Origin of the sequence: Microbispora sp. GKU 823, from assembly GCF_002027145.1 — a bacterium.
Lineage (GTDB): Bacteria > Actinomycetota > Actinomycetes > Streptosporangiales > Streptosporangiaceae > Microbispora > Microbispora siamensis.
The window spans coordinates 1-25,153 of record NZ_MWJN01000026.1; the positions used below are offsets into that span (position 1 = coordinate 1).

At 72.3% G+C, this 25,153-nt stretch carries 22 protein-coding genes and 2 pseudogenes; 11 read left to right on the forward strand and 13 right to left on the reverse strand.

From position 1 onward, the window contains the following. The 6 genes and pseudogenes from B1L11_RS15995 to B1L11_RS16020 form a co-directional block, all read left to right on the forward strand. Positions 1 to 363 (forward strand): annotated as a pseudogene (locus tag B1L11_RS15995) (hypothetical protein); the annotation flags it as partial. A gap of 13 nt (positions 364 to 376) precedes the next feature. Continuing rightward, the gene (locus tag B1L11_RS16000) at positions 377 to 1,705 is read left to right on the forward strand and encodes an ABC transporter substrate-binding protein (RefSeq protein WP_079315222.1); all 1,329 of its coding nucleotides are present in this window, start codon (positions 377 to 379) and stop codon (positions 1,703 to 1,705) included. Between the two features lie 4 nt (positions 1,706 to 1,709). Further along, positions 1,710 to 2,633 (forward strand): carbohydrate ABC transporter permease, encoded by a 924-nt coding sequence (locus B1L11_RS16005; protein WP_079315223.1) that lies wholly within the window; start codon positions 1,710 to 1,712, stop codon positions 2,631 to 2,633. Next, positions 2,630 to 3,454, forward strand: a complete 825-nt coding sequence (locus B1L11_RS16010) for a carbohydrate ABC transporter permease (RefSeq protein WP_079315224.1) — start codon at positions 2,630 to 2,632, stop codon at positions 3,452 to 3,454. Before B1L11_RS16005 ends, B1L11_RS16010 begins: the two co-directional genes overlap by 4 nt. Continuing rightward, complete coding sequence (locus B1L11_RS16015) at positions 3,451 to 4,713, forward strand: 6-phospho-beta-glucosidase (protein ID WP_079315225.1); 1,263 nt, start codon at positions 3,451 to 3,453, stop codon at positions 4,711 to 4,713. The genes B1L11_RS16010 and B1L11_RS16015 overlap by 4 nt, the downstream gene beginning before the upstream one ends. Continuing rightward, positions 4,710 to 5,744 (forward strand): N-acetylglucosamine kinase, encoded by a 1,035-nt coding sequence (locus B1L11_RS16020; RefSeq protein WP_218671158.1) that lies wholly within the window; start codon positions 4,710 to 4,712, stop codon positions 5,742 to 5,744. The genes B1L11_RS16015 and B1L11_RS16020 overlap by 4 nt, the downstream gene beginning before the upstream one ends. Here the strand turns inward: B1L11_RS16020 and B1L11_RS16025 are convergent. Beyond that, complete coding sequence (locus B1L11_RS16025) at positions 5,693 to 6,163, reverse strand: Lrp/AsnC family transcriptional regulator (RefSeq protein ID WP_079315226.1); 471 nt, start codon at positions 6,161 to 6,163, stop codon at positions 5,693 to 5,695. The two genes, B1L11_RS16020 and B1L11_RS16025, sit on opposite strands and share 52 nt — an antisense overlap. Before the next feature lie 216 nt (positions 6,164 to 6,379). On the opposite strand from B1L11_RS16025, the gene B1L11_RS16030 reads away from it, so the two are divergent. Next, a complete protein-coding gene (locus B1L11_RS16030) occupies positions 6,380 to 6,580 on the forward strand; it encodes a hypothetical protein (protein WP_256862586.1) in 201 nt (66 codons plus the stop codon). After that, the gene (locus B1L11_RS16035) at positions 6,580 to 7,617 is read left to right on the forward strand and encodes a DUF6745 domain-containing protein (RefSeq protein ID WP_079315227.1); all 1,038 of its coding nucleotides are present in this window, start codon (positions 6,580 to 6,582) and stop codon (positions 7,615 to 7,617) included. The genes B1L11_RS16030 and B1L11_RS16035 overlap by 1 nt, the downstream gene beginning before the upstream one ends. Here the strand turns inward: B1L11_RS16035 and B1L11_RS16040 are convergent. The 8 genes from B1L11_RS16040 to B1L11_RS16070 form a co-directional block, all read right to left on the reverse strand. Then, a complete protein-coding gene (locus B1L11_RS16040; protein WP_079315228.1) occupies positions 7,593 to 8,447 on the reverse strand; it encodes an STM4011 family radical SAM protein in 855 nt (284 codons plus the stop codon). The genes B1L11_RS16035 and B1L11_RS16040 overlap by 25 nt on opposite strands. After that, positions 8,441 to 9,721, reverse strand: coding sequence for an STM4012 family radical SAM protein (locus B1L11_RS45255; protein WP_179155172.1), 1,281 nt, complete (start codon positions 9,719 to 9,721; stop codon positions 8,441 to 8,443). The genes B1L11_RS16040 and B1L11_RS45255 overlap by 7 nt, the downstream gene beginning before the upstream one ends. Next, positions 9,718 to 10,509, reverse strand: a complete 792-nt coding sequence (locus B1L11_RS45260; protein WP_179155177.1) for an STM4013/SEN3800 family hydrolase — start codon at positions 10,507 to 10,509, stop codon at positions 9,718 to 9,720. The genes B1L11_RS45255 and B1L11_RS45260 overlap by 4 nt, the downstream gene beginning before the upstream one ends. Then, the gene (locus B1L11_RS16050; protein WP_143737307.1) at positions 10,506 to 11,555 is read right to left on the reverse strand and encodes an STM4014 family protein; all 1,050 of its coding nucleotides are present in this window, start codon (positions 11,553 to 11,555) and stop codon (positions 10,506 to 10,508) included. Before B1L11_RS16050 ends, B1L11_RS45260 begins: the two co-directional genes overlap by 4 nt. Further along, positions 11,552 to 12,505, reverse strand: coding sequence for an STM4015 family protein (locus tag B1L11_RS16055; RefSeq protein ID WP_256862587.1), 954 nt, complete (start codon positions 12,503 to 12,505; stop codon positions 11,552 to 11,554). Before B1L11_RS16055 ends, B1L11_RS16050 begins: the two co-directional genes overlap by 4 nt. Then, on the reverse strand, positions 12,502 to 13,467 hold the full coding sequence (locus B1L11_RS16060; protein ID WP_079315229.1) for an STM4015 family protein: 966 nt from the start codon (positions 13,465 to 13,467) through the stop codon (positions 12,502 to 12,504). The genes B1L11_RS16055 and B1L11_RS16060 overlap by 4 nt, the downstream gene beginning before the upstream one ends. A 65-nt stretch (positions 13,468 to 13,532) precedes the next feature. After that, positions 13,533 to 14,960 carry a tetratricopeptide repeat protein gene (locus B1L11_RS46860; protein ID WP_179155173.1) on the reverse strand — a complete coding sequence of 476 codons (1,428 nt, stop codon included), beginning with the start codon at positions 14,958 to 14,960 and terminating at the stop codon, positions 13,533 to 13,535. Between the two features lie 427 nt (positions 14,961 to 15,387). Then, positions 15,388 to 16,506 (reverse strand): Xaa-Pro peptidase family protein, encoded by a 1,119-nt coding sequence (locus tag B1L11_RS16070; protein ID WP_256862603.1) that lies wholly within the window; start codon positions 16,504 to 16,506, stop codon positions 15,388 to 15,390. A 535-nt stretch (positions 16,507 to 17,041) separates the two neighbouring features. On the opposite strand from B1L11_RS16070, the pseudogene B1L11_RS50920 reads away from it, so the two are divergent. The 3 genes and pseudogenes from B1L11_RS50920 to B1L11_RS16085 all read left to right on the forward strand — a co-directional run bounded on the left by B1L11_RS50920 (position 17,042) and on the right by B1L11_RS16085 (position 20,014). Then, positions 17,042 to 17,622, forward strand: a pseudogene (locus B1L11_RS50920) (PP2C family protein-serine/threonine phosphatase). A gap of 25 nt (positions 17,623 to 17,647) precedes the next feature. Further along, positions 17,648 to 18,538 (forward strand): 5'-3' exonuclease, encoded by an 891-nt coding sequence (locus B1L11_RS16080; protein ID WP_079315274.1) that lies wholly within the window; start codon positions 17,648 to 17,650, stop codon positions 18,536 to 18,538. Between the two features lie 48 nt (positions 18,539 to 18,586). Continuing rightward, positions 18,587 to 20,014: an RNB domain-containing ribonuclease gene (locus B1L11_RS16085; RefSeq protein ID WP_079315231.1), complete on the forward strand. Its 1,428-nt coding sequence runs from the start codon at positions 18,587 to 18,589 to the stop codon at positions 20,012 to 20,014. A 36-nt stretch (positions 20,015 to 20,050) separates the two neighbouring features. On the opposite strand, the gene B1L11_RS16090 is transcribed toward B1L11_RS16085, so the two are convergent. The 4 genes from B1L11_RS16090 to tatA all read right to left on the reverse strand — a co-directional run bounded on the left by B1L11_RS16090 (position 20,051) and on the right by tatA (position 25,017). Next, positions 20,051 to 22,768 (reverse strand): RNA helicase, encoded by a 2,718-nt coding sequence (locus B1L11_RS16090; protein WP_079315232.1) that lies wholly within the window; start codon positions 22,766 to 22,768, stop codon positions 20,051 to 20,053. A 90-nt stretch (positions 22,769 to 22,858) separates the two neighbouring features. After that, entirely contained in the window at positions 22,859 to 23,743 is an 885-nt protein-coding gene (locus tag B1L11_RS16095) for a diacylglycerol kinase family protein (RefSeq protein ID WP_079315233.1), read from the reverse strand. Then, entirely contained in the window at positions 23,733 to 24,659 is a 927-nt protein-coding gene (gene tatC / locus B1L11_RS16100) for a twin-arginine translocase subunit TatC (protein ID WP_079315234.1), read from the reverse strand. The genes B1L11_RS16095 and tatC overlap by 11 nt, the downstream gene beginning before the upstream one ends. A 34-nt stretch (positions 24,660 to 24,693) precedes the next feature. Then, positions 24,694 to 25,017, reverse strand: a complete 324-nt coding sequence (gene tatA / locus B1L11_RS16105; protein WP_079315235.1) for a Sec-independent protein translocase subunit TatA — start codon at positions 25,015 to 25,017, stop codon at positions 24,694 to 24,696. Positions 25,018 to 25,153: the final 136 nt, after the last annotated feature.

Below are 25,153 nucleotides of genomic sequence, written 5' to 3' on the forward strand. Positions count from 1 at the left end.
CACGGCGAGCGGCGCCGTCCGCACCGCGGTCGCCGTGGCCGGACGCGGCGGCCCGGACGGCGAGAGCGCGGCGCGAGGCCCTCCGCGACCTCGCCGGCCGCCTCGCGCTGGGGCGTGGCCGCGATCACGGCCGTGGTCGATCCCGAGATCGTCGTGCTGTCCGGCGGCGTGCTGCTGGCCGGCGGCGAGGTCCTGCGGGAGACGGTCGAGCGTGAGCTGCACGCGCTGACCATCCCCCGGCCCCGCGTGCTGCTGTCCACCCTGGAGGGCAACCCGGTCCTCGCCGGGGCCCTCGACCTCGCGCTCGGCGCCGTACGCGAGGAGCTGTTCGGCGCGGTGAACAAATCCCCTTCGACTCACTAGGGAGGCACCCCCCATGAAACGCCTTCTCTTCCTCTCCGCGGCACTTTCCGTCGGGGCCGCGCTCACCGCCTGTACGGCCGGCACCGAGAGCGGGCCGCCCAAGGTGGCCCAGAGCGGGGCGAGCCACGACCCGGTCACCATCGAGTTCTGGCACGGCTTCAGCGCCGACAACGAGCTCAAGGCCTTCGACGAGACCCTCGCGGGCTTCCAGAAGAAGTTCCCCTGGATCACGGTCAAGCCGACCAAGGCCATCCAGGACAGCCAGATCCTCCAGTCGGTCCGCGGCGGCAACCCGCCCGACGTGGCCCTTTCGTTCACCACCGACAGCGTCGCCGAGTTCTGCAAGGCCGGGATCTTCCAGGACCTCAACCCGTACCTGAAGGCGACCGGCATCGACCCGGCGTCGCTGTTCCCGAAGGTGATCGCCGAATACACGCAGTATCAGGGCAAGCGCTGCGTGATGCCCATGCTCGCCGACGCGTACGGCCTCTACTACAACAAGGCGCTCATGAAGGGCCACCAGCCGCCGAAGACGATGAGCGAGCTGGCCGACCTCGCCAAGAAGCTGACGGTCAAGGACGACAAGGGCGACATCAAGGTCGCCGGTTTCGTCCCGACCAGCCAGATGTACGAGAACGCCCCCATCCACACCGGCGTGATGGTCGGCGCGAAGTGGACCAATCCCGACGGCACCTCGGCCATCGGCTCCGACCCGCAGTGGAAGAAGCTGATGACCTGGCAGAAGGACCTCACGGACTGGTATGGCTACGACAAGATCGAGAAGTTCCGCAAGAGCTTCGGCGACGAGTGGTCGGCCGAGAACCCGTTCACCACCGGCAAGGTCGCCATGGCGATCGACGGCGAGTGGCGCACGGCCATGCTCGCCGCCGACGCCCCGGACCTCGACTACGGCACCGCGCCGCTGCCGGTGGCCGACGACCAGGCCCAGCGGTACGGCGCGGGTTTCATCACCGGCACCGTCATCGGCATCCCGCGTGGCGCCAAGCACCCGGAGGCCGCCTGGGAGCTGGTGAAGTACCTCACCACCGACACCGGCTCGCTGGTGACGCTGTCGAACGCGATCAGGAACGTGCCGAGCACGCTGCCCGCGCTCCAGTCACCCGACCTGAAGAAGGACCCGAACTTCCAGACCTTCCTCGACGTCTTCGCCAACCCGAACAGCACGACGCTGCCGGCCCACGTCAACTCCGTCTTCAACCAGCAGACGCTGCAGGAGGCGCAGATCAAGTGGGAGTCGGGCCGCGCGTCCGACCTGGACGCGCTGCTCGCCGAGGTCGACAAGAAGATCGACGAGAAGCTCAGGCTGACGGCAGGCGGCTGAGCCGATGGCAAGAACGGCTCTCAGCCGCCCGAACCTCCGCGCCCTGCTCTACCTGTCCCCCTGGCTCGCCGGGTTCGCGATCTTCTTCGTCTACCCGCTGGTGTCCACGGTCTACTTCTCCTTCCAGCGGTACGACCTGTTCACCCTGGAGCCCGTCGGGCTGCTCAACTGGGAGTACTTCTTCAAGGATCAGGCGGCCTGGACGGCGATCCGCAACACGCTGTGGCTCGTCGTGGTGATGGTCCCGCTGCGGGTGCTGTTCGGCCTCGGCGTCGCCCAGCTGGTGACCCGGCTGAAGGCCGGCGCCGGGGTCTACCGCACGATCTTCTACCTGCCGGCTCTGGTGCCGCTGGTGGCCGGGACGCTGGGGTTCGTGTTCCTGCTCAACCCCGGCACCGGTCCGGTGCAGGCGATCCTGTCGGCCGTCGGGCTGCCCGCGCCGGACTGGTTCGGCGACCCGGCGTGGTCGAAGTGGGGGCTGACCCTCCTCGGCCTGTGGTCGGTCGGCGACCTGATGGTCATCTTCATGGCCGCACTGCTCGACGTGCCGAAACAGCTCTACGAGGCCGCCGCGATCGACGGCGCGAACGGCTGGCGGCAGTTCACGTCGATCACGCTGCCGGTGATCCGGCCGGTGCTGATGTTCGCCCTCGTCACCGGGGTGATCCAGACGCTGCAGTACTTCACCCAGGCCGAGGTCGCCGCGCGGGTCGCGTCCGGGGCGACCGACTCGGCCGGGTCGGTCTTCACCCCGGGCTACCCCGACCAGTCCACGCTGACGTTCCCGCAGTGGCTGTTCCAGCAGGGTTTCCGTGACTACGCGATGGGCTACGCCTGCGTGCTCGCGCTGATGCTGTTCGCGGTCGCGATGGTGTTCACGCTCATCCTGCTGCGGCAGTTCCGCGGCCTCGGCGAGGAGGACGTATGACGAGGCGTTCGGTGCTGTTGTGGGTCGCCCGGCACGCGCTGGGCATCGCGCTCGCGCTGATGTTCCTCGGCCCGCTGGTGTTCATCGCGCTCACGGCCCTGATGAGCGACCGGCAGGCGCTCACCTCCGACCTGTGGCCGCACACCTGGAACTGGGGCAACTTCACCGAGATCTTCGAGAAGGCGCCGCTGCTGACCTGGATCCGCAACACGCTGCTCTACTCGGTGCTCGCCACCGCGTTCATGCTGGTGTCGTCGATCCCCGTGGCGTACGCGCTGGCGCGGTTCCGCTTTCCCGGCCGCCGGATGGCGATGCTGCTCGTGATCACCATGATGATGCTGCCGCCGCAGGTCGTGGCGGTGCCGATCTACCTGATCTGGGCCCGCTTCCACCTGACCGGCACGCTGTGGCCGCTGATCCTGCCGATGCTGCTCGGCGACGCGTTCTCGATCTTCCTGCTGCGCCAGTTCCTCGTCACGATCCCGCGCGAGTACTCCGACGCGGCCAAGGTCGACGGATGCGGCGAGTTCCGCACGCTCGTGCGAGTGATCCTGCCGATGGCCCGGCCGGCCATCGCCGCCGTCGCGCTCTTCCAGTTCTTCTACTGCTGGAACGACTACTACGGACCCCTGCTGTACGCGGGGACCGACCTGGACAACTGGACGCTGTCGCTGGGGCTGGCGGCGTTCCGGTCGGTGCACCGCGTGCAGTGGAACCTCACGATGGCCGCCACACTGCTGGCCATGGCCCCGGTGATCATCGTGTTCTTCTTCGCCCAGAAGGTCTTCATCGAGGGCGTCAAGCTGACGGGAGTCAAATGAAGCTGGCCGTTGTCGGGGGCGGTTCCACGTACACGCCGGAGCTGATCGACGGTTTCGCCCGCCTGCGCGGCGAACTGCCGCTGTCGGAGATCGCGCTCGTCGACCCCGACGAGCGACGGCTCGCGACCGTCGCCGGGATGGCCCGGCGGATGCTCGCCCGCGCCGGGCATCCGGCCACGCTGACCACCACGACCCGCGTGGAGGACGGCGTGGCCGGGGCCGCGGCGGTGCTGCTGCAGTTGCGCGTCGGCGGCCAGGCCGCCAGGAACGTCGACGAGACCCTGCCGCTGGAGTGCGGCTGCGTCGGGCAGGAGACCACGGGCGCCGGGGGCCTCGCCAAGGCCCTGCGGACCGTGCCCGTGGTGCTCGGCATCGCCGAGAAGGTGCGCGCGCACGCGCCCGGCGCGTGGATCGTCGACTTCACCAACCCCGTCGGCATCGTCACCCGGGCGCTGCTCGACGCCGGGCACCGGGCCATCGGGCTGTGCAACGTGGCCATCGGGTTCCAGCGCCGCTTCGCCGCCCTCCTCGGCGTGGCCCCCGAGCGGATCGCCCTCGGCCACGTCGGGCTCAACCACCTCACCTGGGAGCGGTCCGTCCTGCTCGACGGCGTGGACGTGCTGCCCCGCCTGCTGGACGAGCACGGCGAGGGCATCGCCGAGGCCCTCGGCCTGCCGGTCGGCCTGGTCCGCCACCTGCGCGCCGTGCCGTCGTACTACCTGCGGTACTTCTACGAGCACGACCGCGTGGTGGCCGAGCAGCGGACCTCGCCGTCGCGGGCCGCCGAGGTGGCGGCGATGGAGTCGGCGCTGCTGGAGATGTACGCCGACCCGGCCGTGGACACCAAGCCCGACCTGCTGGACAAACGCGGCGGCGCCTTCTACTCCGAGGCCGCCGTCGCCCTGGTCGCCTCGCTCATGGGCGACCGCGGGGACGTGCAGGTCGTCAACACCCGCAACAACGGCACGCTGCCGTTCCTCGACGACGACGCGGTGATCGAGGTCCCGGCCGCCGTCGGGGCCGCCGGGGCCGTCCCGCTGCCCGTCGATCCCGTGGAGCCGCTCTATCGGGGCCTGATCGCCCACGTGTCGGCGTACGAGTCGCTCGCCCTGGAGGCGGCCCTGCACGGCGGCGAGGACCGGGTCAGGGACGCCCTGCTGGCCCATCCGCTGGTCGGCCAGGCCTCCCTCGCCGACGACCTCGCCGCGCGCCTCGTGGAGGCCAACCGCGCGTTCCTGCCGTGGGCGGTGGCCCGGTGACCCGTACGGTGCTCGCCGTGGACGGCGGCAACAGCAAGACCGACGTCGCCCTCGTCCGCGAGGACGGCACGGTGCTCGCCACCGCGCGCGGGCCCGCGTTCCTGCCGCAGAGCGCCGGGGCCGCCGCCGCCGTCGAGGTGATCGGCCGGACCGTACGGCGTGCCCTCGCCGACGAGACCGCCTCACCGCCGTACGCCGACCACGTCGCGGCGTACGTCGCGGGCGCGGACCTGCCGGTCGAGGAGGAGCGGCTGCGGGCCGAGCTGCTGGCCCGCGGCTACGGCGCCGAGGTCGCCGTGGGCAACGACACCTTCGCCCTGCTGCGGGCCGGTTCGGGCGCGGGATGGGGCGTGGCCGTCGTCTGCGGCGCCGGCATCAACGCGGTGGGCGTCTCCCCCACCGGGCAGGTCGCCCGTTTCCCCGCGCTCGGCCGTCTCAGCGGCGACTGGGGCGGCGGGCACCACCTGGGCGAGGAGGCGTTCTGGCACGCCGTACGCGCCGAGGACGGCCGCGGTCCCGCGACCGTGCTGACCGACGTCGTGCGCGCCTGCTTCGGCACCGCCACGGTCGAGGAGGCCGTCGTCGCACTGCACTTCGGCGACCTGCCGGCCGACCGGCTGCACGCCCTCGTGCCACCCCTGCTGGCCGCCGCCGCGGACGGCGACGCGATCGCCGGGTCGCTGGTGGAGCGGCAGGCCGAGGAGATCACGCTGCTCGGCGTCGTCGCCATGCGGCGGCTCGGCCTGCTCGCCGCGCCCTGCGAGGTCGTGCTCGGCGGCGGCGTGCTGACCGCCCGGCACCCCCTGCTGACGTCGCTGGTCGAGAGGCACTACGCCGAACGGGCGCCGCTCGCCCGGCTCGTCGTGGCCGACGTGCCGCCGATTGTGGGCGCCGCCCTGCTCGGCCTCGACCGCCTCGGCGCGCCCCCCGAGGCGTACGCCCGGGTCCGTGCGCACTTCCTCCGGGAGGGGGACGGCGCTCAGCCGGCGGCGTCCTCTTCCGGCTCCTTCTCGATCACGGGGGAGCGGTAGTCGTACGGGGTGCTGAGGACGACGGTCGTGCGGGTGCTGACGTTGGCCGAGGCGCGGATCTGCTGGAGGAGTTCCTCCAGCGCCAGCGGGGAGGCGACGCGGACCTTGAGAATGTAACTTTCATCGCCCGCGACGCTGTGGCACGCCTCGATGGCGGTCAGATGGCTCAGCCGTTCCGGCGCGTCGTCCGGCGCGGAGGGGTCGATCGGCTTGATCGAGACGAAGGCGGTCATCGGAAGACCGATCTCGTCGTAGTCCACGAGAGCGGCGTATCCGCGGATGACACCACGCTTTTCCAGCCTGCGTACCCGCTGGTGCACGGCGGAGACCGACAGCCCGGTCTCCTTGGCCAGATCGGTGAAGCTCATCCGGCCGTCAGTCGCCAGCAGGGTGACGATTCGGCGATCGATCTCCTCCACCCCAGCAACGGTAGCGCCGCCCGAGACCGCCTCGTCCCCAAGCCACCGAAATGCCGCGTTGCCAGAAATGTCAGTGGGCCTGGCTAGCTTGCGATCATTGCCGAGACCCGGAGGTCGACTGATGTACCGACAGGGAGACGTGTTGATCGTGCCCGTGGCGGAGACGGCGGTGCCGCGCGGGCTGCGCCCGGTGCCGCGCGACCGCGCGGGAGGCTGGTGCTGGCGGAGGGCGAGGCGACCGGGCACTGCCACGCGATCCCGGGGCCGGGAACGCTGTACCCCGGGTTCCTGCACCTGCCCGGCGGCGGACGCCTCGTCCACGAGGAGCACGACGCGATCTCGCTGCCGAAGGGATGGTTCCGGGTGATCCGCCAGCGGGAGTACGTGCCCGGCTCGTTCCGGACGGTGGCCGACTGATGGAGACCCTGACCTGGGAGCGGGTGGCCTTCGCCACCGGCGAAGGAGACCACGACGAGGCGTCGGCGGGAGTGCGGCTGGCCTACCGCGAGGCGGGCCTGCCCGAGCCTGAGGTGATCGTACGGCTGGCCTCCCCCGCCGCCGGGGCGATCGCGGCGGTGTGGCTGCTCGGCACCGACGAGGTCCGGACGGCGATGGAGGAGATCGGCTTCGGGCGGCTGCGGGCGCTCGACGGCGTCGACCCGGGGGTCTCGGTGCGATACGAGGTGCGCACCGTGCCCTGGGAGAGCGCCAGGGCGGAGGCGAGCGCCGCCGCCGGCCCCGCCGGCTGGGCCCGGTTGTGGGAGGAGACGGGCGGCCGGCTGTGGCCGCGGGTCGACCGGCTGGTCACCGAGATCCGCAGGGCCGTCGGCGGCCTCGGCGGCGACGTGCTACGGCAGGCGACGCTCGACGCGGTGCTCGGCCAGCACGACGCGGCCTGGCTGTCGGCCTTCGAGGGCCTGGAGGGGCTCAAGCGGGTCGCGCGGCACGCGGGCTGGTGGTGGCCGTACGAGCGGGTCGCGATCGTCACCGACCGTCCGGTTGAGCTGCACCTGGACGACGTGGGGCGGCTACACCGGGCGGAGGGTCCGGCCCTGTCGTACGCCGACGGCTTCGCGCTGCACGCCTGGCACGGGATGCCTGTCCCGGCGGGGTTCGGCGCGACCATGGCCGCGCTCACCCCCGAGCGCATCCGCGCGGAGGAGAACGCGGAGCTGCGCCGGGTCATGCTGGAGCACTTCGGCCTCGACCGCTACCTCGCCGAGCCGGGCGCCCGGCCGCGGCACTCCGACGAGACCGGCGTCCTGTGGCGGATCGACCTGCCGGGCGACGAACCGGTGGCGTTGGTCGAGGTGGTCAACTCGACGCCCGAGCCGGACGGCACCCGGCGCACCTACTTCCTGCGGGTCCCGCCGTGGGTGACCAGGGCGCGCGAGGGGGTGGCGTGGACCTTCGGCGTACGCGAGGAGGACTACCGCCCCGAGCGGGAGACCTGAGGCGGCCAGGCGGCCGGGACGCGTTCCAGCACGCCTCCCGCGAAGACGTCGTAGAGGCCGAGGGGCTCCAGGTGGACGTACCCGATGTGGCAGTCGCAGACAGGCAGCGGGCAGGCGCGGGGCCGCAGGGCGGGCCGGTAGGAGCCGTCGTAGAGGTTGCCGAGGACCTCCGGCACGAAGTGGCAGCGCCTGACCGTCCCGTCGCCGTCCACCGAGATCACGCTGTCCCCGGTGCGGCACGGCAGGCCCAGGCTGCGGTGCGCGTGCCGGCTGTAGCCGAACAGCGGGTCGACGGCCGTCCAGTCCGCGGCCTCGGCGTCGCTGTAGACCCGGCCCTCCTGCGCGTTGACCCACAGATAGGTCTCGGGCGGCAGGTCCGCTCTGAGCCTGCGGGCGTCCGCCAGATGCGCGGGGTCGCCGACGATGCCGACACTGTGCCGTACGGGAAGCGAGCGGACCTTGGGCAGGAACCGCTCGTAGGGCACCTGGGTGGGGTGGTAGGTCACCCACAGCGCCGCCCGGTCCGACGCCTCCGCGAGCCAGCCGGTGCGGCAGCTCAGGTTCGTCTGGATGGCGACCCTTCGCACGTTGCCGAGCCAGGACAGCCGCACCAGCGCCTCGCGATACCAGGACCGCACCAGACCCTCGCCCCACGGGGTGAACAGCACCGAGATCTCGATGTCCTGGGCCGCCACCCATGCCGTGAACCGCTCCAGGGCGGCCCGGTCGGCGCGCAACTGCTCGGGGGTGTCCCTGCGTTTGGCGAACGGGCAGTAGCCGCAGTCGTAGTCGCAGCTCGCCAGCGGCCCCCGATAGAGGATGGTCAGCACGCGGCGTATCCCTCCATGAGCGCCCTGACGCGCGGCGAGAACAGCGCGGGGCCGACGGCGTCGGAGTGGGCGAGCCCGTCGGGGGTCGGGCGCACGGTGGACGCGTCCGCCGTCAGCCAGCCCGGGAACCGGTCCAGCAGGGGGAAGTCGTCGAGCACATCGGTGCCGAACCTGGACCGGTAGAGGTCCCGCGACAGCCCCTCGGTCCGCAGCAGCGACTGGATGAGGTGCCGTCTCCTGCGCTCCTCCTCGTCCAGGGCGAACCCCACGTTGGCCACGCCGAAGTCGTCGCGCCGCACGTAGTCGTCGATGATCGCCCGTACGTGGCGGGCCCCGACCGCGTACTCGAAGGAGTGGTGCAGGGTGCTCGTGTAGGACCGGGCCCCGCAGCCGAGGCCGACCATGCCGTCGGTCTGGCAGCAGTAGTCCGTGGACGCCGTCGTGCCGGGCAGCCGGAACATCCGCATGGACACCTGTTCGTACCCCGCGTCGAGCAGGTGGTCGCGGCCGAGGCGATACAGCTCCATCCGCTGGTCGTCCCAGGCGCGGCCCTGCCCGCCCGACTGCCTGCCGAGCCCGGTGAGCGGCCGGACGTACAGGGGGTAGAGGTACAGCTCCTCCGGCTTCCACGTCAGCGCGGTGTCCAGCGAGTACTGCCAGGAGCCGGGCGTCTGCCCGTCGATGCCGTAGATCAGGTCGATGTTGAGGGCCGCGATGCCCGACGCGCGAATCGCGTCGAGCGCGGCGTCCACCTCCGCGCGCTTCTGCGGCCGTACGGCCGCGCGGGCCTCGGCGTCCACGAAGCTCTGCACGCCGATCGAGATCCGGCTCGCGCCCCGCTCGGCCAGCACGGCGAGACGGTCGGGCGTGGCGGTGGCCGGGGAGGTCTCCACCGACAGCGGGATCTCCCGCAGGTCGACGCCCATCGCCTGCTCTGTGAGGTCGAACAGGCGGGCCAGCTCCCGGGCGTCCAGGTAGGTGGGCGTGCCGCCGCCGAAGGCCGCCGTCGTGAAGCGCGGCTCGTCCAGAGCGGCCCGTACGGCTCGCGCCTGCCGTTCCAGGGCGTCCAGGTAGGCCCCGGTGAGGCCTTCCGGAGCCCCGGTGCGGGTGAACAGGTTGCAGAACCCGCACCGCATCTCGCAGAACGGGATGTGGACATACAACGCGCCCGCCCGTTCCCCCGCCCAGACCTCGCTCAGGGCCGGACGAGGATCGAGCGGCCGGTAGGCGGTCTTGTGCGGGTAGGCGTAGACGTATCCCTCGTAAGGCGTCAATCGTGCTCCCCATCGGGATTGACCAGGATGAACTCGGCGTAGGGCACCGTCCAGACGACTTCGTGGCCCACGCGATGCCCGACGTGCCCGTCCTCGCCGTACGCCGTGCCGTGGTCGGAGCAGACGATGACGAGGCAGGGCCGGCTCATCAGCGCGTACAGCCTGCCGATGTGCCGGTCGACGTATTCGAGCGCGGCAGCGTGGGTGTCCAGGCCGTCCCCGGTGGCGCCGGGCAGGTGGAAGTGGTTGGGCTGGTGCAGCGCCGACACGTTGACGAACAGGAAGACCGGCCGGTCCCGCCGCGCCAGCACCTCCTCGGCGCGGTCGATCTGCCGTTCCAGCGAGTGGGGGCTGGTCACCCCGAACGCCGGCTCCCAGTGGCTCTCCGCGAACAACCCGGGCAGGGCCGAGCCCAGCGGAGTCAGCTTGTTGAAGAACCCGACCCCGCCGACGCAGACCGTGTGGTAGCCGGCGCGGGCGAGCCCGGTGGGCAGGTCGGGCGCGTCGAACACCCAGGTGCCCGCCCCGGTCGTCTCGCTGCCGGGGAAGGTCGCGGCGAACAGGCGCGGGTGCGGCCCCGGCGTGACCGGCGTGGGCAGGAACCCCGCGAAGATCGCGACGTGCGCGGCGTAGGTGAAGCTGCCGGGGCTGTGCCGCCGCTCCCACCTCCGGCCGCCGGGCAGCAGGTTGGGCAGCCGCCCGGCGTCGGCCAGCTCGGCCGCGACGTCGTAGCGGAGCGTGTCGAGCGTGACCAGGAGGATGTCGTGGGTCCCCACGACCTCGTTCATGTCCATCGCCCATCCAGGATCGCCTCGGCCTGCTCGGCGTAGGTGTCCCTGCCCTCGCCCGCCAGGTCGCCCAGGCCGGGCAGGAGGTCGCCGAACGCGTTGACCTCCGCCACGGCCACCGACCGCCAGTCGGCCCCGACCATCAGGTCGACACCGGCGGTCAGGCTCCCGGGGAAGCACGCGGAGGTCCGGGCGGCCGCGTCGAGCACCCGCTCCCACAGGCCGGTCCGCGCCCGGACCACGCCGAGGTCGCCCCGCAGGCCACCGAGGTGCAGGTTGGTGATCGGCGTCCTGCTCGTACGCATCACCGCGTGGGTCGGGTTTCCTGCCACGGTCACGACACGCAGATCGAACGTCCTGCCGCCCGCCGACGCCTTCGGGAACCACCGCTCCACATGGAGCCCGTCGGGGGCGAGCGTCTCGACCAGCGCCTTCACATCGGCCTCGTCCTCGTAGGCGCGGACCCGCAGCGAGTTGCACAGCGTGCCGCCGATCCACGCCGCCGACGTGACCGCCTTCACCCGGCCCGCGTGGGCCTGGAACGCGATCACCCCGGAGGCCGACGAGCCGTGGGCGGGCTTGACGAACACGCGGGCCCAGCCCCGCTCGGCCATCCACTCGCGCAGTTCGCCGTACGAGCCGGCCTCGAAGGCGGGCGGCACCGGCACTCCGGCCGCGGACAGCCGGGCGTGACAGCGGCGTTTGTCGAACATCACCGCGATCTCCTCGACGTCCCCCAGCAGGCGGACGCCGGGAAGCGCGGCGATCCGCCGCAGCCCGGCCGTGAAGGCGGCGTACCAGGCCGCGCCCCCGCCGACCCTGGTGGGGTCCCCCGGTCCGCGCAGCAGCGCGTCGGTCTCCGCGTCCTCGCCCGGCGAGTCGATCCGCACGAGCGTCCCGGGCGGCAGGCCGATCTCGCGTCCGGTCAGCACGTCACGCCAGGAAACCACCCGCGGCTCGGGCAGCCCCCGGGCGACGACGGCGTCGCGGAACATCGTCACCCGCCGGTCGCCCGGCACCCCGACCACGGCCAGGTGCGGAGTCACTCGCTCACCGCCACGTAGCGCTCGTAGTCGGGCTGCCGCTCGGACAGGTCCACGTCCACGTCCGGCAGGGACGCGGCGATCCGGGCCGCCATCGGCCCGCTGAGGTAGTGGTGGTGCAGGTCGAGCCGGCGCAGATGGGTCAGCGGCTGCCCGCCGAGCAGCGCCTCCGCACCGGCGTCGGTGAGCTCGCCCATCGACAGGCTGAGCTCCTCCAGCCGGGCCACCACGGGGGCGGCGGCGACGGCCGCCGCGATCTCGTCCTGCGCCGGGCTGTCGCACAGGCCGAGCCGCCGCAGCGCGGGCAGCCGCTCCCCGGACAGGATCGGCGCCAGATCGGCGACGGTGGCGTTCCCGCCGTAGTTCTCGACCCCGAGCCAGAGCTCCAGGTGCTCCAGCGCGGGAAGGTGGCAGGCCCCGACCGCCCGCACCACCTCGGCGGGCAGCCCGCCGCACTCGAACCGCAGCACCCGCAGCCGCTCGTGCCGTACGGGCCGCAGGGTCAGCCCCTGCGAGCCGCGGACGTCCAGCCGCTCCAGGTGGGGGAACGCCTCGAGCAGCGGAGTGACGTCCCCCTGCTCGATCCAGGAGATCTCCATCAGCTCAGCGCTGACGAACCCCAGGAAGACCGACCGGAGACGGGGCAACCGCGCCGCGTTGGCGGCCAGGAACGCGGGCACGTCGCGCCCGTAGTGAACCAGTACGAGCGACTCGATCGCGTCGCCGCCCACCGAGTCGAGCAGGCGCCGAAGTTCCTGCTCGAGTCCCGGCTCTCCCTCGTGGCCGGACAGCCCGTTGGTGAGAGCCCATGCCACCGCCGAGGGATCGGCGACCGGCTCTCCCGGCTCCACCACCGGCCTTCCGGCGAAGAACTGCTCGGTCTCCCACTCTGTGCCGTACAGATAAAGGTCTTCGTGGACGAAGGTCTCGCCGGGGTCGGGCGCCGCCGTCACTCGCTCACCGCCACGTAACGCCAGACTTCCCCGTCCCCGTCGTCTTCGGCCTCCTCCTGCTCCGACAGGTCGACCTCGACGCCCGGCAGCGCCTCGGTCACCCGGGCGGCCATCGCGTCGGTGAGGAAGTGGTGGTGCAGGTCGAGCGTGTGCAGATGGGTCAGCGGCTGCCCGCCGAGCAGGGCCTCCGCCCCGGCGTCGGTCAGCGTGCCCATCGACAGGGCGAGGGACTCCAGCCGGGCGACGACCGGCGCGGAGGCCACGGTCGCCGCGATCTCGTCCTGGATCTCGCTGTCCTGGAGCCCGAGATGGCGCAGCGCCGGCAGCCGCTCGCCGGACAGGATCGGCGCGAGGTCGGCGACCGTGGCGTCCCCGCCGTAATTCTCCTCACCGAGCCACAGGTCCAGGTGCTCCAGGGCGGGCAGGTCGCAGGCGCCCACGGCACGCACCACCTCGGCGGGCAGCCCGCCTGTCTCGAACCGCAGCATCCGCAGCGACTCGTGCCTGACGGGCCGGAGTCTCAGTCCCGAGCCGCCGCGCACCTCCAGCCGCTCCAGCCGTGGGAACGCCTCCAGCAGCGGTGTCACGTCCGACTGCTGGATCCAGGAGATCTCCGCCTCATCGGAGCTGATCGCGCCGAGGAAGAGCGAGCGCAGCCCGGGAAACCGGGCGGCGTTCTCCGCGAGCAGGCCGACGATCTGCTCCGACGACTTGCCGTAGCAGTCGTTCCACCCCCCGATCACGATCGCCGGCACGGCCGCCGTGTCCACCTGCGTCAGCAGCGCGCCGAACGCCTCGGCGATGGGGTAGTCCTCGCCCCACCCCGAGCTGATCCGCACCGCCACCGACGTCAGGTCGGGGATCGCCTCCTCCTGCCACGGGGCCACCTCGGTCACCGGCAGCCCGGCATAGGTCTCGTCGTAGCGATGCTTGTAGCCGAAATAGGTGTCGTACGGGATCATGGAATGTCCTTGGCTGGGGGAACCGGCGGGGTCCGTCCTACCAGACCCGGGTGACAATTCCGCGATCACTCCTCCGTCGCCAGCGCCCGTACGTCGGGGTGCATGCCGGGGGTCGCCAGCACGAGGGCGGCGAGCGAGCCGAGGATCGTCACGGGCCTCGTCTTCGACGCCTCCACGGCGGCCAGGTAGCGCCAGGCCACCAGTTCGGCCACGTCCTCGCGGGCGTCCGGGTCCATCCAGGCCGTGGCGATCATTCCGAGCAGGGCCGCCTCGTTCACCCAGTCCTCCGGCCCGTACGCCAGGTCGGTCAGCACACTCCTGCGCTCGGACTCCGCCCACGGCTGGCCGGCCTGGTGATGGGCGATGCCGAGGCAGGCCCACGCCTGGACCTGCCTGATCCACAGCGGCACGGCCGCCGGCTCGCCGTACGGCGACAGCGGCGGGTGGACGAGCACGCCGAGCAGGTCGCCGAGGGACAGGCCCGACAGGCGTACGGCGTGGTCGTAGGCGGCCGGCAGGTGCGGCCAGCGCAACGCCGCGACGGCGGCGACGGCCTCCAGCGCCTCCCTGGACGGCGGCGGCACGGCGGGCACGGCCGTCATGCCCTCGTAACGCCACACCCGGCGGGTCACCCCCCGCACCGGGCCGTGGGCGTACACCTCCGGCACGGTCAGCCGCGCGTCGGGTTCAGGCGCATCGGCGATGGTCAGCGCGAAGCCGGGCGCGACCAGGGAGAAGGCGAGCAGCGCGCTGGGCGGCTCGGGGGCGGAGACCGTAAGCTCGCCGCCGGCCGGGACCTCCTCCCGCTCCACCATCTGGTAGAGCACGTCGATCACCGACTCCGTCGGGCCAGGGACGCGTCCCAGCCACAGCCGCAGCCCGCACTGCTCGCCGAGGACCGCGTCGCCGTGCTCGTTGCCGGGGTCGCCGCGCAGGTGGTCGGCCAGCTCCACCAGGTGCCGGACGTCCCCGTCCCGCTCGAAGCGCATCCCGCAGGCCGTCGGATAGGCGTTCGGGTGCCGGGGCTCACGCCGCAGCGCGCGCTCCACCCACTCCAGGCCCTCCTGCGGGCGGCCGCTGCTGTGCAGCATCTCGCCGATGTCGGTGTACAACGCGAGGTTGGCGGGGTCGTGCTCCAGCGCCCGCACCATCGCCCGCTCGGCCTCGGGCCACCGCTGCAGGTCGCGGCACGCGTACCCCTCGGCGAGGGCGGCCTGGAAGGACGGCGCGAGCGCGTAGGAGCGGACGGCCAGCTCCACCGCCTCCTCGGCCTCCCCCACCCGGCGCAGGAGCAGCGAGGCCAGCCAGAGCAACGACGCGTCGTCCGGGTGGGCGCGCAGCGCGCCCCGCACCAGCACGACGTACGGCAGCAGCGCCTCGCGGCCGTCCTCCGGCACGGTGCCGGGCAGCCCGGAGGCCAGCAGCGAGACGAGCGAGCACAGTTCGCCGGGCGGGATCCGCCCGGGCAGCTCGGGGTCGAGCACCCACGGCACGTGCGCCCAGCGTCCCCCCCGGCTCGTGCCGCTGCACCGAGATCAGCAGGCGCAGCGCGGGCACGTGCTCGCCGCGGGCGGCCAGCGCGTGCGCGCGGGCCAGCGCCGTGCCGAGGAAGACCGGTTCGTCCACCGGAAACAGGTCCGGCCCGCCGCCCGGACCGGCCAGCAGCCGCGCCAGCATCTCGTGCGCCTCGGGCAGGGCGGGATCGTGGGCCAGCGCCGCCGCGACGTGCGCGGCGGCGTGCCCGGTCTCCCCGTCCTCCAGCGCCAGCCGCGCCATGCTGACCTCGCCCTCGGCCTGGGCGCGGGGATCGTCCATGCCCTCGCCGATGCCCCCGCCCATGTCCTCGTGCGTCATCCGTCCTCCGATCCGGCAGTCGTGATCATCACTCTGCCAGAGCGGCGGAGAGCACGGCCGCGGGGATCAGTCCACCACGACCAGGTCCCTGGTCGTGTTGTTCATCCGCTCGCCGGCGGTCTCGCCGCAGACGACGATGTCCTCGATCCGGGCGCCGTGCCGTCCGGGCAGGTAGATGCCCGGCTCGACCGAGAAGGCGAACCCCGGCCGCATCTCCTCGGTGTTGCCCGCGACGATGTACGGCTCCTCGTGCGTCTCCAGGCCGATGCCGTGCCCGGTGCGGTGGACGAAGTACTCGCCGTACCCCGCCTCCGCGATCACCTCGCGGGCGGCGGCGTCCACCGACTCGCAGCTCACGCCGGGCCTGACGTGGGCGCAGGCGGCCTCCTGGGCACGCTTGAGCACCTCGTAGTAGGCCGTGAAGTCGGCCGGGGGCTCGCCCACGCAGTAGGTCCGCGTGGAGTCGGAGCAGTAGCCGCTCGGCATGACGCCGCCGATGTCCACCACGACGGGCTCGCCGGGCCGGATCACGCGGTCGCTCAGCTCGGCGTGCGGGCTGGCGCCGTTCGGCCCCGAGCCCACGATCACGAAGTCGACCCGGGCGTGCCCCGCGTCGATGATCGCCTCCGCGATGTCCTTGCCGACCTCGCGCTCGGTACGACCGGCCTTCAGCAGCCGGGGCACCAGGTTGTGCACGGCGTCGATGGCCGCCCCCGCCTCCGCGAGCGCCGCCTTCTCCGCGGGCGACTTGCGCATGCGCAGCTCACGCAGGACGCTCCCGGCCAGCACCTGCTCGGCCCCGGGCATGGCCGCGCGGAACCGCAGCGACTGCAGCGCCCACATGCGGTCGGCGAGCCCGACCCGGGCGACCGGGCCCAGGCGGCGGGCCACCTCGGCGTACGGGTCGTCGGTCTCGTCCCACGCGACGAACTCGATGCCGAGCCGGGAGGCGGGCGAGTGCTCGGCGGCCGGCAACTCCAGGCGCGGCACCATCATGAACGGCTCGCCTGACGCCGGGACGACCAGGCAGGTCAGCCGTTCCAGCGGCAGGGCGTCGTAGCCGGTCACATAGCGCAGGTCCGGGCCCGGCGTCAGCAGCAGCGCGTCGAGACCGGCTCGGTCGACGGCCTCGCTCACCGCGGCCGGACGGGTCGTGGGATACAGGTCGGAGGGCTCCATGGACATCGTCGTCACGCGACCTAATCTAACGAGCGCGGGCCCTGACGACCTACTCAGGTGCGCGCATACCACAGGCGCCACGCGGGCGACCTTCGCGGGGCTCTGGCTTATTCCACGCCATAGAAGAAAACCAACCCCTGCGGAATGCAGGACTGCTACGCTCCGCGTCAGGGCGATCACAGAACGTCCGTACGGCAGTGCAAGAGCGGCATCGAGAGCGAGACAAATGGTCGGCGTAGTGGGCGGCACGAAGCCCGCCCTTCCCCCCGCGGACGACCGCGACCCGGACACGACGCCCGGCGCCGCCCCCGTCGGCACCCTCATGGTCCAGGACATCGGCGGACGGCGGTGGGCGGAGCGCCGGGAACGCGCCGCCGAGGAGCGCCGCGTCACCCTGGCGCTGCGGGAGGCGATCCTGCCCGAGCCCGGCGCGTCGATCGACCTGCCCTACGCCCGGATCGCGGTCCGGTACGTCCCGGCGGGCCTGGCGTCGAGCCTCGGCGGCGACTGGTACGACGCCGCGCCGCTGCCCGACGGGCGCATGTTCCTCGCGGTGGGCGACGTGTCGGGACACGGCCTGCCCGCGATCGCCGAGATGGCACAGCTGCGTCACGCGCTGCTCGGTCTGAGCATGACGGGCGCCTGCCCCGGCAGGCTGCTGACGTGGCTCAACACCCTGGTCCTCACCCGGTTGGACGACACCACCGCGACCGCCGTGTGCGGCCACTTCGACCCGGCGACCCGCCTTTTCACGTGGGCACAGGCGGGTCACCCCGCCCCGATCCTGGTGCGCCGCGGGGGCGCGCGCCAGCTCGGGCGCCCCGGGGAGTCGTGCTCGGGGCGACGTCGAGCCTGCCGTACGGAGTGGCCGACGTCCGCCTCGAGCCCGGCGACCTGCTGCTGATGTTCACCGACGGCCTGGTCGAGCGCCGCTCGCGCGACATCGGCGCGGGGGTGTCCCTCATCGTGGAGGCGGCCGTGGCGACCGGCCTCGGCTCGGCGGGAGCGGACCTCGACGCGGGCCTCGACCGCCTCCTGGAGGCGATCGGCGGCCCCAACCCCGAGGACGACACCTGCCTGCTGGCCGTGGCGGTGACCGAAGAGGGTCCGCGGCACCCCTGACAGGCGTGACAATGGCAGGGTGCTGATGCTTCTCGACACCCCGTCGTTGTACTTCCGCGCCTTCTACGGAGTCCCGGAGTCGGTGACCTCGCCGGACGGCATGCCGGTCAACGCGGTGCGCGGGCTCCTCGACATGATCGCCACCCTGGTCCGGCAGCACTCCCCCGCCCAGATCGTGGCCTGCATGGACGCCGACTCGGCGCCCGGCGTTCCGGTGGCCGCGATCCCGTCGTACAAGGCGCACCGGGTGGCGAGCGGCGATGAGGAGGAGGTGCCGGACACGCTGGCCCCGCAGGTCCCGGTCATCGAGGAGGTCCTGGACGCGCTCGGCATCGCCCGCGTCGGCGTCGCCGGCTACGAGGCCGACGACGTGATCGGCACCTACGCGACCGCCGCGACCACGGCCGTGGACATCGTCACGGGCGACCGCGACCTGTTCCAGCTCGTCGACGACGAGAAGCCGTGCCGCGCCCTTTACACAGTAAGGGGAATCCGTAACCTCCAGATCATCGACGAGGCGTTCGTCCGGGAGAAGTACGGCATCCCGGGCCGGGCGTACGCCGACTTCGCGACGCTGCGCGGCGACCCGAGCGACGGCCTGCCCGGCGTCGCCGGCATCGGCGAGAAGACGGCGGCGGCCCTCATCACACGCTTCGGGTCGCTGTCCGCGCTGCTCGCCGCGCTGGACGACGGCCGCGCCGACGGCTTCCCCGCGGGCGCGCGCAACAAGCTCGCCGCCGCCCGTGAGTACCTGGAGGTCGCCCCGGCCGTGGTCCGGGTGGCCCACGACGTCCCGGTCCCGGACGTCGACATCACCCTGCCCGCCGCGCCGCGCGACCCCGAGCGGCTCGTCGCGCTGTCGGAGAAGTACGGCCTGGACAGCCCGCTCAACCGCCTGCTCGCCACATTGACCTAGGAAGGCCGTTTACGGGCTGGTATGTCCACTCTCGGGTAGGTTGATCGCGTGCCGTACACGACGATCCGCCTCCGGGACAGCGCGGACGGCCTCCGCGACGGATTCGCCCGCATCCGCAGCGAGTTCGACCTGCCGGACGGTTTCCCCGCCCCCGTGCAGGAGGAGGCCGAGCGGGCCGCCGCCTCCCCCGCCGTGCCGCAGGAGGACCGGACCGACCTGCCGCTGGTGACCATCGACCCGCCCGGCTCGATGGACCTGGACCAGGCGCTGTGCATCGAGCGGCGCGGGACGGGCTACCGCGTCTGGTACGCGATCGCCGACGTCGCGGCGTTCGTCCGGCCCGGCGGCGCGATCGACGCCGAGGCGAGAGCCCGCGCCGAGACCGTCTACATGGCCGACGGGCGCGTGCCGCTGCACCCGCCGGTCCTGTCGGAGGGCGCGGCCAGCCTGCTGCCCGGACAGACCCGCCCAGCCGCCCTGTGGCGGCTCGACCTCGGCTCCGACGGGGAGATCGAGGCGGTGGACCTGCGCCGCGCGCTGGTGCGCAGCCGGGAACGGCTCGACTACGAGACGGTCCAGGCCGCCGTGGACACCGGCCGGGCGGAGGGGACGATCGCGCTGCTCGCCGAGGTGGGGCCGCTGCGCCTCGAACGGGAGCGGGCCAGGGGCGGGCTGTCGCTGCCGACCCCCGAGCAACAGGTGATCCCCGACGGGAACGGCGGCTACCAGGTGGAGTTCCGCACGAACCACCCGTGCGAGGCGTGGAACGCCCAGATCTCACTGCTCACCGGTATGGCGGCGGCCCGGATGATGCTGGACGCGGGCGTCGGCGTGCTGCGGGTGCTCCCCCAGGCGGGCCCGGAGGACGTCGGCAAGGTCCGCAGGGTCGCCGCCGCGCTCGGCGTACCCTGGCCCGACGGCACGTCGTACGCCGAGGTGGTGCACGGGCTCGACCCGAAGATCCCCGGCCACGCCGCCTTCCTGCACGAGTCCACGGTGCTGCTGCGCGGCGCGGCCTACGTCGCCTTCAACGGTTCGGCGCCCGCGCAGGTGCTGCACGCCGCACTGGGCGCGCCGTACGCGCACGTCACCGCGCCGCTGCGGCGGCTGGTCGACCGGTACGGCACCGAGGTCTGCCTGGCCGTTGCCGCGGGCCGCCCGGTCGCCGAGGAGATCGCGGCGGCGCTGCCCGGCCTGCCGGAGCAGATGGCCATGGGCGGCAGGCGGGCCGGGGCGGTCGAGCGGGCCTGCGTGGACCTGGTCGAGGCGGCCGTGCTGCGGCCCAGGATCGGCGACGTCTTCGAGGCGGTCGTCATCGACGTCAGCGACGGGAAACCAGGCGGGCAGGTGCAGGTCACCGAGCCCCGCCGTCATCGCCCGCTGCGCGGCGACCACCTGCCGCTCGGCGAGCGCATCCCCGTACGGCTCACGCACGCCGACCCCACCACCCGCGAGGTCCGCTTCACCACGGCCTGAACCGCATCGCTACTCCGTGCGCGTGCGTGGCACGGCTCAGTTCACCGACGAGTAGGCGACGACCCCGCGGCGCATGGCGTCGATGGCCTTGGCGGCGTTCTCGGCGACCTTGCTCCCCTTGGGCGCGGCGTCCCTGAGCTGGCCGAGCAGGTCGAGCAACTGCTTGACCCAGCGGACGAAGTCGCCCGCCGCGAGGTCGCAGTCGGTCAGCACGGCGTCGAGACTGTGGCCCTTGGCCCAGCGGAAGGCCGCCCAGGCGAAGCCGATGTCCGGCTCGCGGACGAACGACAGGCCGTGGTCCTCCTCGATGCCCTCCAGCTCGCCCCACAGGCGCACCATCTCCCCGAGCGCCTCGCGCGTGGCCCCGGCCGGGATCTTGGGGCTGCGGACGTCGTCGGCCTGCCGCGACTCGTAAACCAGCGACGACACGCACGCGGCCAGCTCGGCGGGGTCGAGGCGGTTCCACACCCCCGCCCGCAGGCACTCGGCCGTGAGCAGGTCGAGCTCGGTGTAGAGCGAGGCGAGCCTGCGGCCCTGTTCGGTGACGGTCTCGCCGTCCAGGTAGCCGAGCTGGTCGAGCACGCCGCAGACCCGGTCGAAGGTCCTGGCGATGACGTGGGAGCGCCCCTCGACCCGGCGGCGCAGCCCCTCGGTCTCCCTGAGCAGCTTGTGGTAGCGCTCGGCCCAGCGGGCGTGGTCCTCACGCTCGTCGCAGCCGTGGCAGGGGTGCTGGCGCAGCTCCCGCCGCAGGCGCGTGACCTCCTCGTCCTCCGCGGCGTGGTCGCGGGCCCGCGGCGGCTTGCCGAGGTCGCGGTCGCCCAGCTTCGCGTGCACCGTCGAGACGAGGTTGGCCCGTTCCTTCGGCGAGCGCGGATTGAAGCCCTTAGGAATCCTGATCTTGTCGACCGGCTCGACCGGCACCGGGAAGTCGGCCGCCGACAGCCGCTTGACCTGCTTGCCGATCGTCAGCACGAGCGGCGCGGGGCCCTCGTGTCCCCGGCCGTTGACGCCGGGGTCGAGCACGACCGCGATGCCCGCGCGGCGCCCGCCCGGCACCCGGATGACGTCGCCGGGCTTGAGCACCTCCAGGGACTGCACGGCCTGGGCGCGGCGGGCCGCCCCCCGCTGGCGCGACAGCTCGGCCTCGCGGTCCGACAGCCGCCTGCGCATCGCGGCGTACTCCTCGAAGTCGCCGAGGTGGCAGGTCATGGCCTCGGCGTAGCCCTCGAGGGCCTGCTCCGACTTGCGGAGCTGGCGGGCCAGCCCGACCACGGCGCGGTCGGCCTGGAACTGGGCGAAGGAGTCCTCGAGCAGGGTCCGCGCCCGCTCCCGGCCGACCTGCCCGACGAGGTTGACCGCCATGTTGTACGACGGCTGGAAGCTGGAGCGCAGCGGATAGGTGCGGGTGCTGGCGAGGCCGGCGACCGAGAGCGGATCCATGCCCGGCTGCCAGACCACCACCGCGTGGCCCTCGATGTCGATGCCGCGCCGCCCGGCCCGCCCGGTGAGCTGGGTGTACTCCCCCGGGGTCAGGTCGGCGTGGGTCTCGCCGTTCCACTTGTCGAGCTTCTCGATCACCACGGACCTGGCCGGCATGTTGATGCCGAGCGCCAGCGTCTCGGTCGCGAAGACCGCCTTCACCAGCCCCTTGGTGAACAGCTCCTCCACGACCTCCTTGAACGCCGGGAGCATGCCCGCGTGGTGGGCGGCCAGGCCGCGCTCCAGGCAGTCGCGCCATTCGAGGTAGCCGAGCACCGCGAGGTCCTCGTCGGGCAGGTGCGCGGTGCGCTCGTCCACGATCTGCCGGATCTCGTGGCTCTCGGCCTCCGTGGTGAGGCGCAGCCCCGAGTAGAGGCACTGCATGACGGCGGCGTCGCAGCCGTTCCTGGAGAAGATGAAGGTGATCGCCGGCAGCAGGCCCTCGGCGTCGAGCTTCTCGATCACGTCCGACCGGCTCGGCGTCGTGCCCCGGCCCGGCCGCGAGTAGCCCCGCCTGCCCCTGGCCTGGGCCAGCCGCATCTCGTCGCGGGCGATCCGCATGAGGGACGGGTTGACCCGCAGGGTGCCGTCGCCCTCGTCCACGAACAGGTCGTACATCCTGTTGCCGACCAGCATGTGCTGCCACAGCGGGACAGGCCGGTGCTCGTCCACGATGACCGTGGTGTCGCCGCGCACCTCGCCCAGCCACTCGCCGAACTCCTCGGCGTTGCTGACCGTGGCCGACAGGGCCACCACCCGCACCGACTCCGGCAGGTGGATGATGACCTCTTCCCAGACCGCGCCGCGGAACCGGTCGGCCAGGTAGTGGACCTCGTCCATCACCACGTACCCGAGGCCGGTCAGCGTGTTCGAGCCCGCGTACAGCATGTTGCGCAGGACCTCGGTGGTCATGACCACGATCGGGGCCTCGCCGTTGACGCTGTTGTCGCCGGTCAGCAGGCCGACCTTGCGCGCGCCGTACCGCCGGACCAGGTCGTTGTACTTCTGGTTGGACAACGCCTTGATCGGCGTCGTGTAGAAGCACTTGCGGCCCTGCTCCAACGCCAGGTGGACGGCGAACTCCCCCACCACCGTCTTGCCCGACCCGGTCGGCGCGGCCACCAGCACGCCGTCCCCGGCCTCCAGCGCCTGACAGGCGTCGATCTGGAACTCGTCGAGCTCGAAGTCGTAAAGTTCGCGGAACGAGGCGAGAGCGGGTCCGGCGCCGGACTGCCCCTCACGGAAGGCGGCATAGCGTTCCGCTGGCGTACTCATACCGTCAACCCTACCGATAACGGGATTCCGGGCGTCCGTCATCGGTGATCCTTTTACCCGACCGCCTTTACGCCGTAGATCAGGCGTCGATCAGGGGCCAGGACCCGCAGCGCCCCCCGGCTCGACGGCGCAGGTCAGCGGGGCCGGACCGGCCCGCTCGCCGTCGGCGTACGCGACGACCTCCCCGTCCAGGGCCTCGATCTCCACCCGCCGGGCGCGCCGCAGGGTCACCGCAGGGTGCCCGGTATGGCTGCCCCGGTAGACGCGGGGGAAGGTGCGCAGGAACTCGCCCTTGGGCACCGCCCCGAGCACGAGCACGTCGAGCAGGCCGTCGTCGGGCCGGGCGTCCGGGCACACCCGCATCCCGGCGCCGTACGACCGGGTGTTGGCCACCGCCACCAGCATCGCCTCGCGCTCGACCGCCTCCCCGTCGAGGGTGATCCGGAACGGGATCGGCGTGAACGACCGCAACTCGCGCACAAGCGCGACCAGGTACTTCGCCATTCCGGGCGGCCTGGTCATGGCGTTGGCCCGCTCGTTGACGCGGGAGTCGAACCCGCAGGCGAGGACTCCCGCGAACCATTCGCCCGTGCCCAGCCTGGCCGCGTCGACCGCCCGGCAGCCGCCCGCGGTCACGATGTCCGCGGCGGCGAGCGGATCCTTGCGTGGGATGCCGAGAGCGTCGGCGATGTCGTTGCCGGTCCCGGCTGGCACGATCCCGAGCGGCACGGCCGTCCCGGCCACCGCCTGCACGGCCAGGTGGACCAGACCGTCGCCGCCGAAGGCGACGAGCGCGGCCGGCCCGGCGGCGACGGCCTCGCGGGCCCGGCCCAGGGCGTCGGTCGCCGAGGTCCCGACGATCACCGAGACCGGGCGGCCGCCCGTCCGCAGCCGTCGCAGCACCGGGTCGAGCAGGCGCAGCGTACGGCCACCGCGGGCGGCGGGGTTAACCAGGACGACGATCTCATCGGCCATAGGCGGAACCTACCGCCGCCCACCGGGCGGCACCAGAGGGATCTTCTGTCAGTCCCTCACGTCGATCGAGTCCGCCGTCGCCCTCGGCGGCGGACGGCCCGTCGAGCTCCTCCGCGATCGCCCGTGCGTGCGCCGCGTCGGCGGCGTCGCGCTTCTTGTCGTGGAAGTACATGAACGCCTCCGCGACGAAGAACAGCGCGACCATCGGGAGTGCCAGCGCCAGCATGGTGACGGGGTCCTGGCTCGGCGTCGCGACGGCCGCGAAGACGAACATCAGGAACACGACCATGCGGGTGTGCTTGGACACCGTCTTGAACCGCAGCACCCCGATGACGTTGAGGAACACCAGCAGCAACGGCATCAGGAAGGAGACGCCGAAGATGATCAGCATCGCGAGCGCGAAGCTGAGGTACTCGTTGATGCTCACCAGCGTCAGCGTGCCCTCGGGAGCGAAGCTGAGCAGCAGCGACAGGCCCTTGTCCATCGTGACGTAGGCGAGGGCCGAGCCGGCGGTGAACAGCGGGACGGAGAGCCCGAGGAACGCCATGGTGTAGCGGCGCTCGTTCTGGTACAGGCCCGGGGTCACGAACGCCCAGATCTGGTAGATCCAGAACACGGCCGAGACCACCACGCCGAAGATCACGGCGACCTTGAGGTTCACGAAGAACGAGTCGAAGACCCCGTTCACCACCAGCAGGCACTGGTCCTTGTCGAACTGGTGGGCCTGGGGCAGCCGGCAGTAGGGCTGCTTCAGGAAGTTCCAGATGGGTTCGAAGTAGATGAACCCGACGGCGGTCCCGACGACCACCGCCAGGATGGCCTTGATCAGCCGATTGCGCAGCTCGCGGATGTGCTCCATGAGCGTCATCCGCCCGTCGTCCGCCGTGGCGGGAGTCGACCGTTTCAACAGGGCCATCTAGCTCGTCCTGGGGTCAGTGGGGGTGCGGCGCCTAGTTGGAGCGCTGCTCGTTCTGCGAGCTCACCGGCTGCTGGCTCTCCCGCAGCTTCCGGTTCTCCTCCTCCAGCAGACGCAGCCGCTCCTCGACGGACGGGGTGGCCGGCGGGATCTGCGCCGCCGGCGGAGCGACGGGCTCGGCCTGCGCCTTGACCGTCTGCCGCTCCTCGTCCTCCTCGCTCATCTTGCTGGTTTCCTTCTTGAACATGCGCAGCGACTGCCCAAGAGCCCTCGCGGTGTCCGGGAGCTTCTTGGCGCCGAAGAGAAGGATCAGAACCAGGAGGATCAGAATCCATTCCATGGGTCCGAGGTTGGGCATGTCGTGTCCTTACCGCGAGGGCCGTGGGTACTACTCCCCGATCGTACGCGCACCACGCGCCAAAGTTCACCTGTCCTCGGGCTTCAAAATCACATCAATCGTACGCAAAGTCCCCTATTCGGGCACTCCGAGCCGC

Coding starts and splice junctions, on each gene's coding strand:
- tatC (WP_079315234.1), bottom strand. CDS start 24,659: ATGGCCCTGTTGAAACGGTCGACTCCCGCCACGGCGGACGACGGGCGG.
- B1L11_RS16060 (WP_079315229.1), bottom strand. CDS start 13,467: ATGATCCCGTACGACACCTATTTCGGCTACAAGCATCGCTACGACGAG.
- B1L11_RS16090 (WP_079315232.1), bottom strand. CDS start 22,768: ATGAGTACGCCAGCGGAACGCTATGCCGCCTTCCGTGAGGGGCAGTCC.
- tatA (WP_079315235.1), bottom strand. CDS start 25,017: ATGCCCAACCTCGGACCCATGGAATGGATTCTGATCCTCCTGGTTCTG.
- B1L11_RS16080 (WP_079315274.1), top strand. CDS start 17,648: ATGCTTCTCGACACCCCGTCGTTGTACTTCCGCGCCTTCTACGGAGTC.
- B1L11_RS16000 (WP_079315222.1), top strand. CDS start 377: ATGAAACGCCTTCTCTTCCTCTCCGCGGCACTTTCCGTCGGGGCCGCG.
- B1L11_RS16005 (WP_079315223.1), top strand. CDS start 1,710: ATGGCAAGAACGGCTCTCAGCCGCCCGAACCTCCGCGCCCTGCTCTAC.
- B1L11_RS16015 (WP_079315225.1), top strand. CDS start 3,451: ATGAAGCTGGCCGTTGTCGGGGGCGGTTCCACGTACACGCCGGAGCTG.
- B1L11_RS16095 (WP_079315233.1), bottom strand. CDS start 23,743: ATGGCCGATGAGATCGTCGTCCTGGTTAACCCCGCCGCCCGCGGTGGC.
- B1L11_RS16035 (WP_079315227.1), top strand. CDS start 6,580: ATGGAGACCCTGACCTGGGAGCGGGTGGCCTTCGCCACCGGCGAAGGA.
- B1L11_RS16070 (WP_256862603.1), bottom strand. CDS start 16,506: ATGTCCATGGAGCCCTCCGACCTGTATCCCACGACCCGTCCGGCCGCG.
- B1L11_RS16010 (WP_079315224.1), top strand. CDS start 2,630: ATGACGAGGCGTTCGGTGCTGTTGTGGGTCGCCCGGCACGCGCTGGGC.
- B1L11_RS45260 (WP_179155177.1), bottom strand. CDS start 10,509: ATGAACGAGGTCGTGGGGACCCACGACATCCTCCTGGTCACGCTCGAC.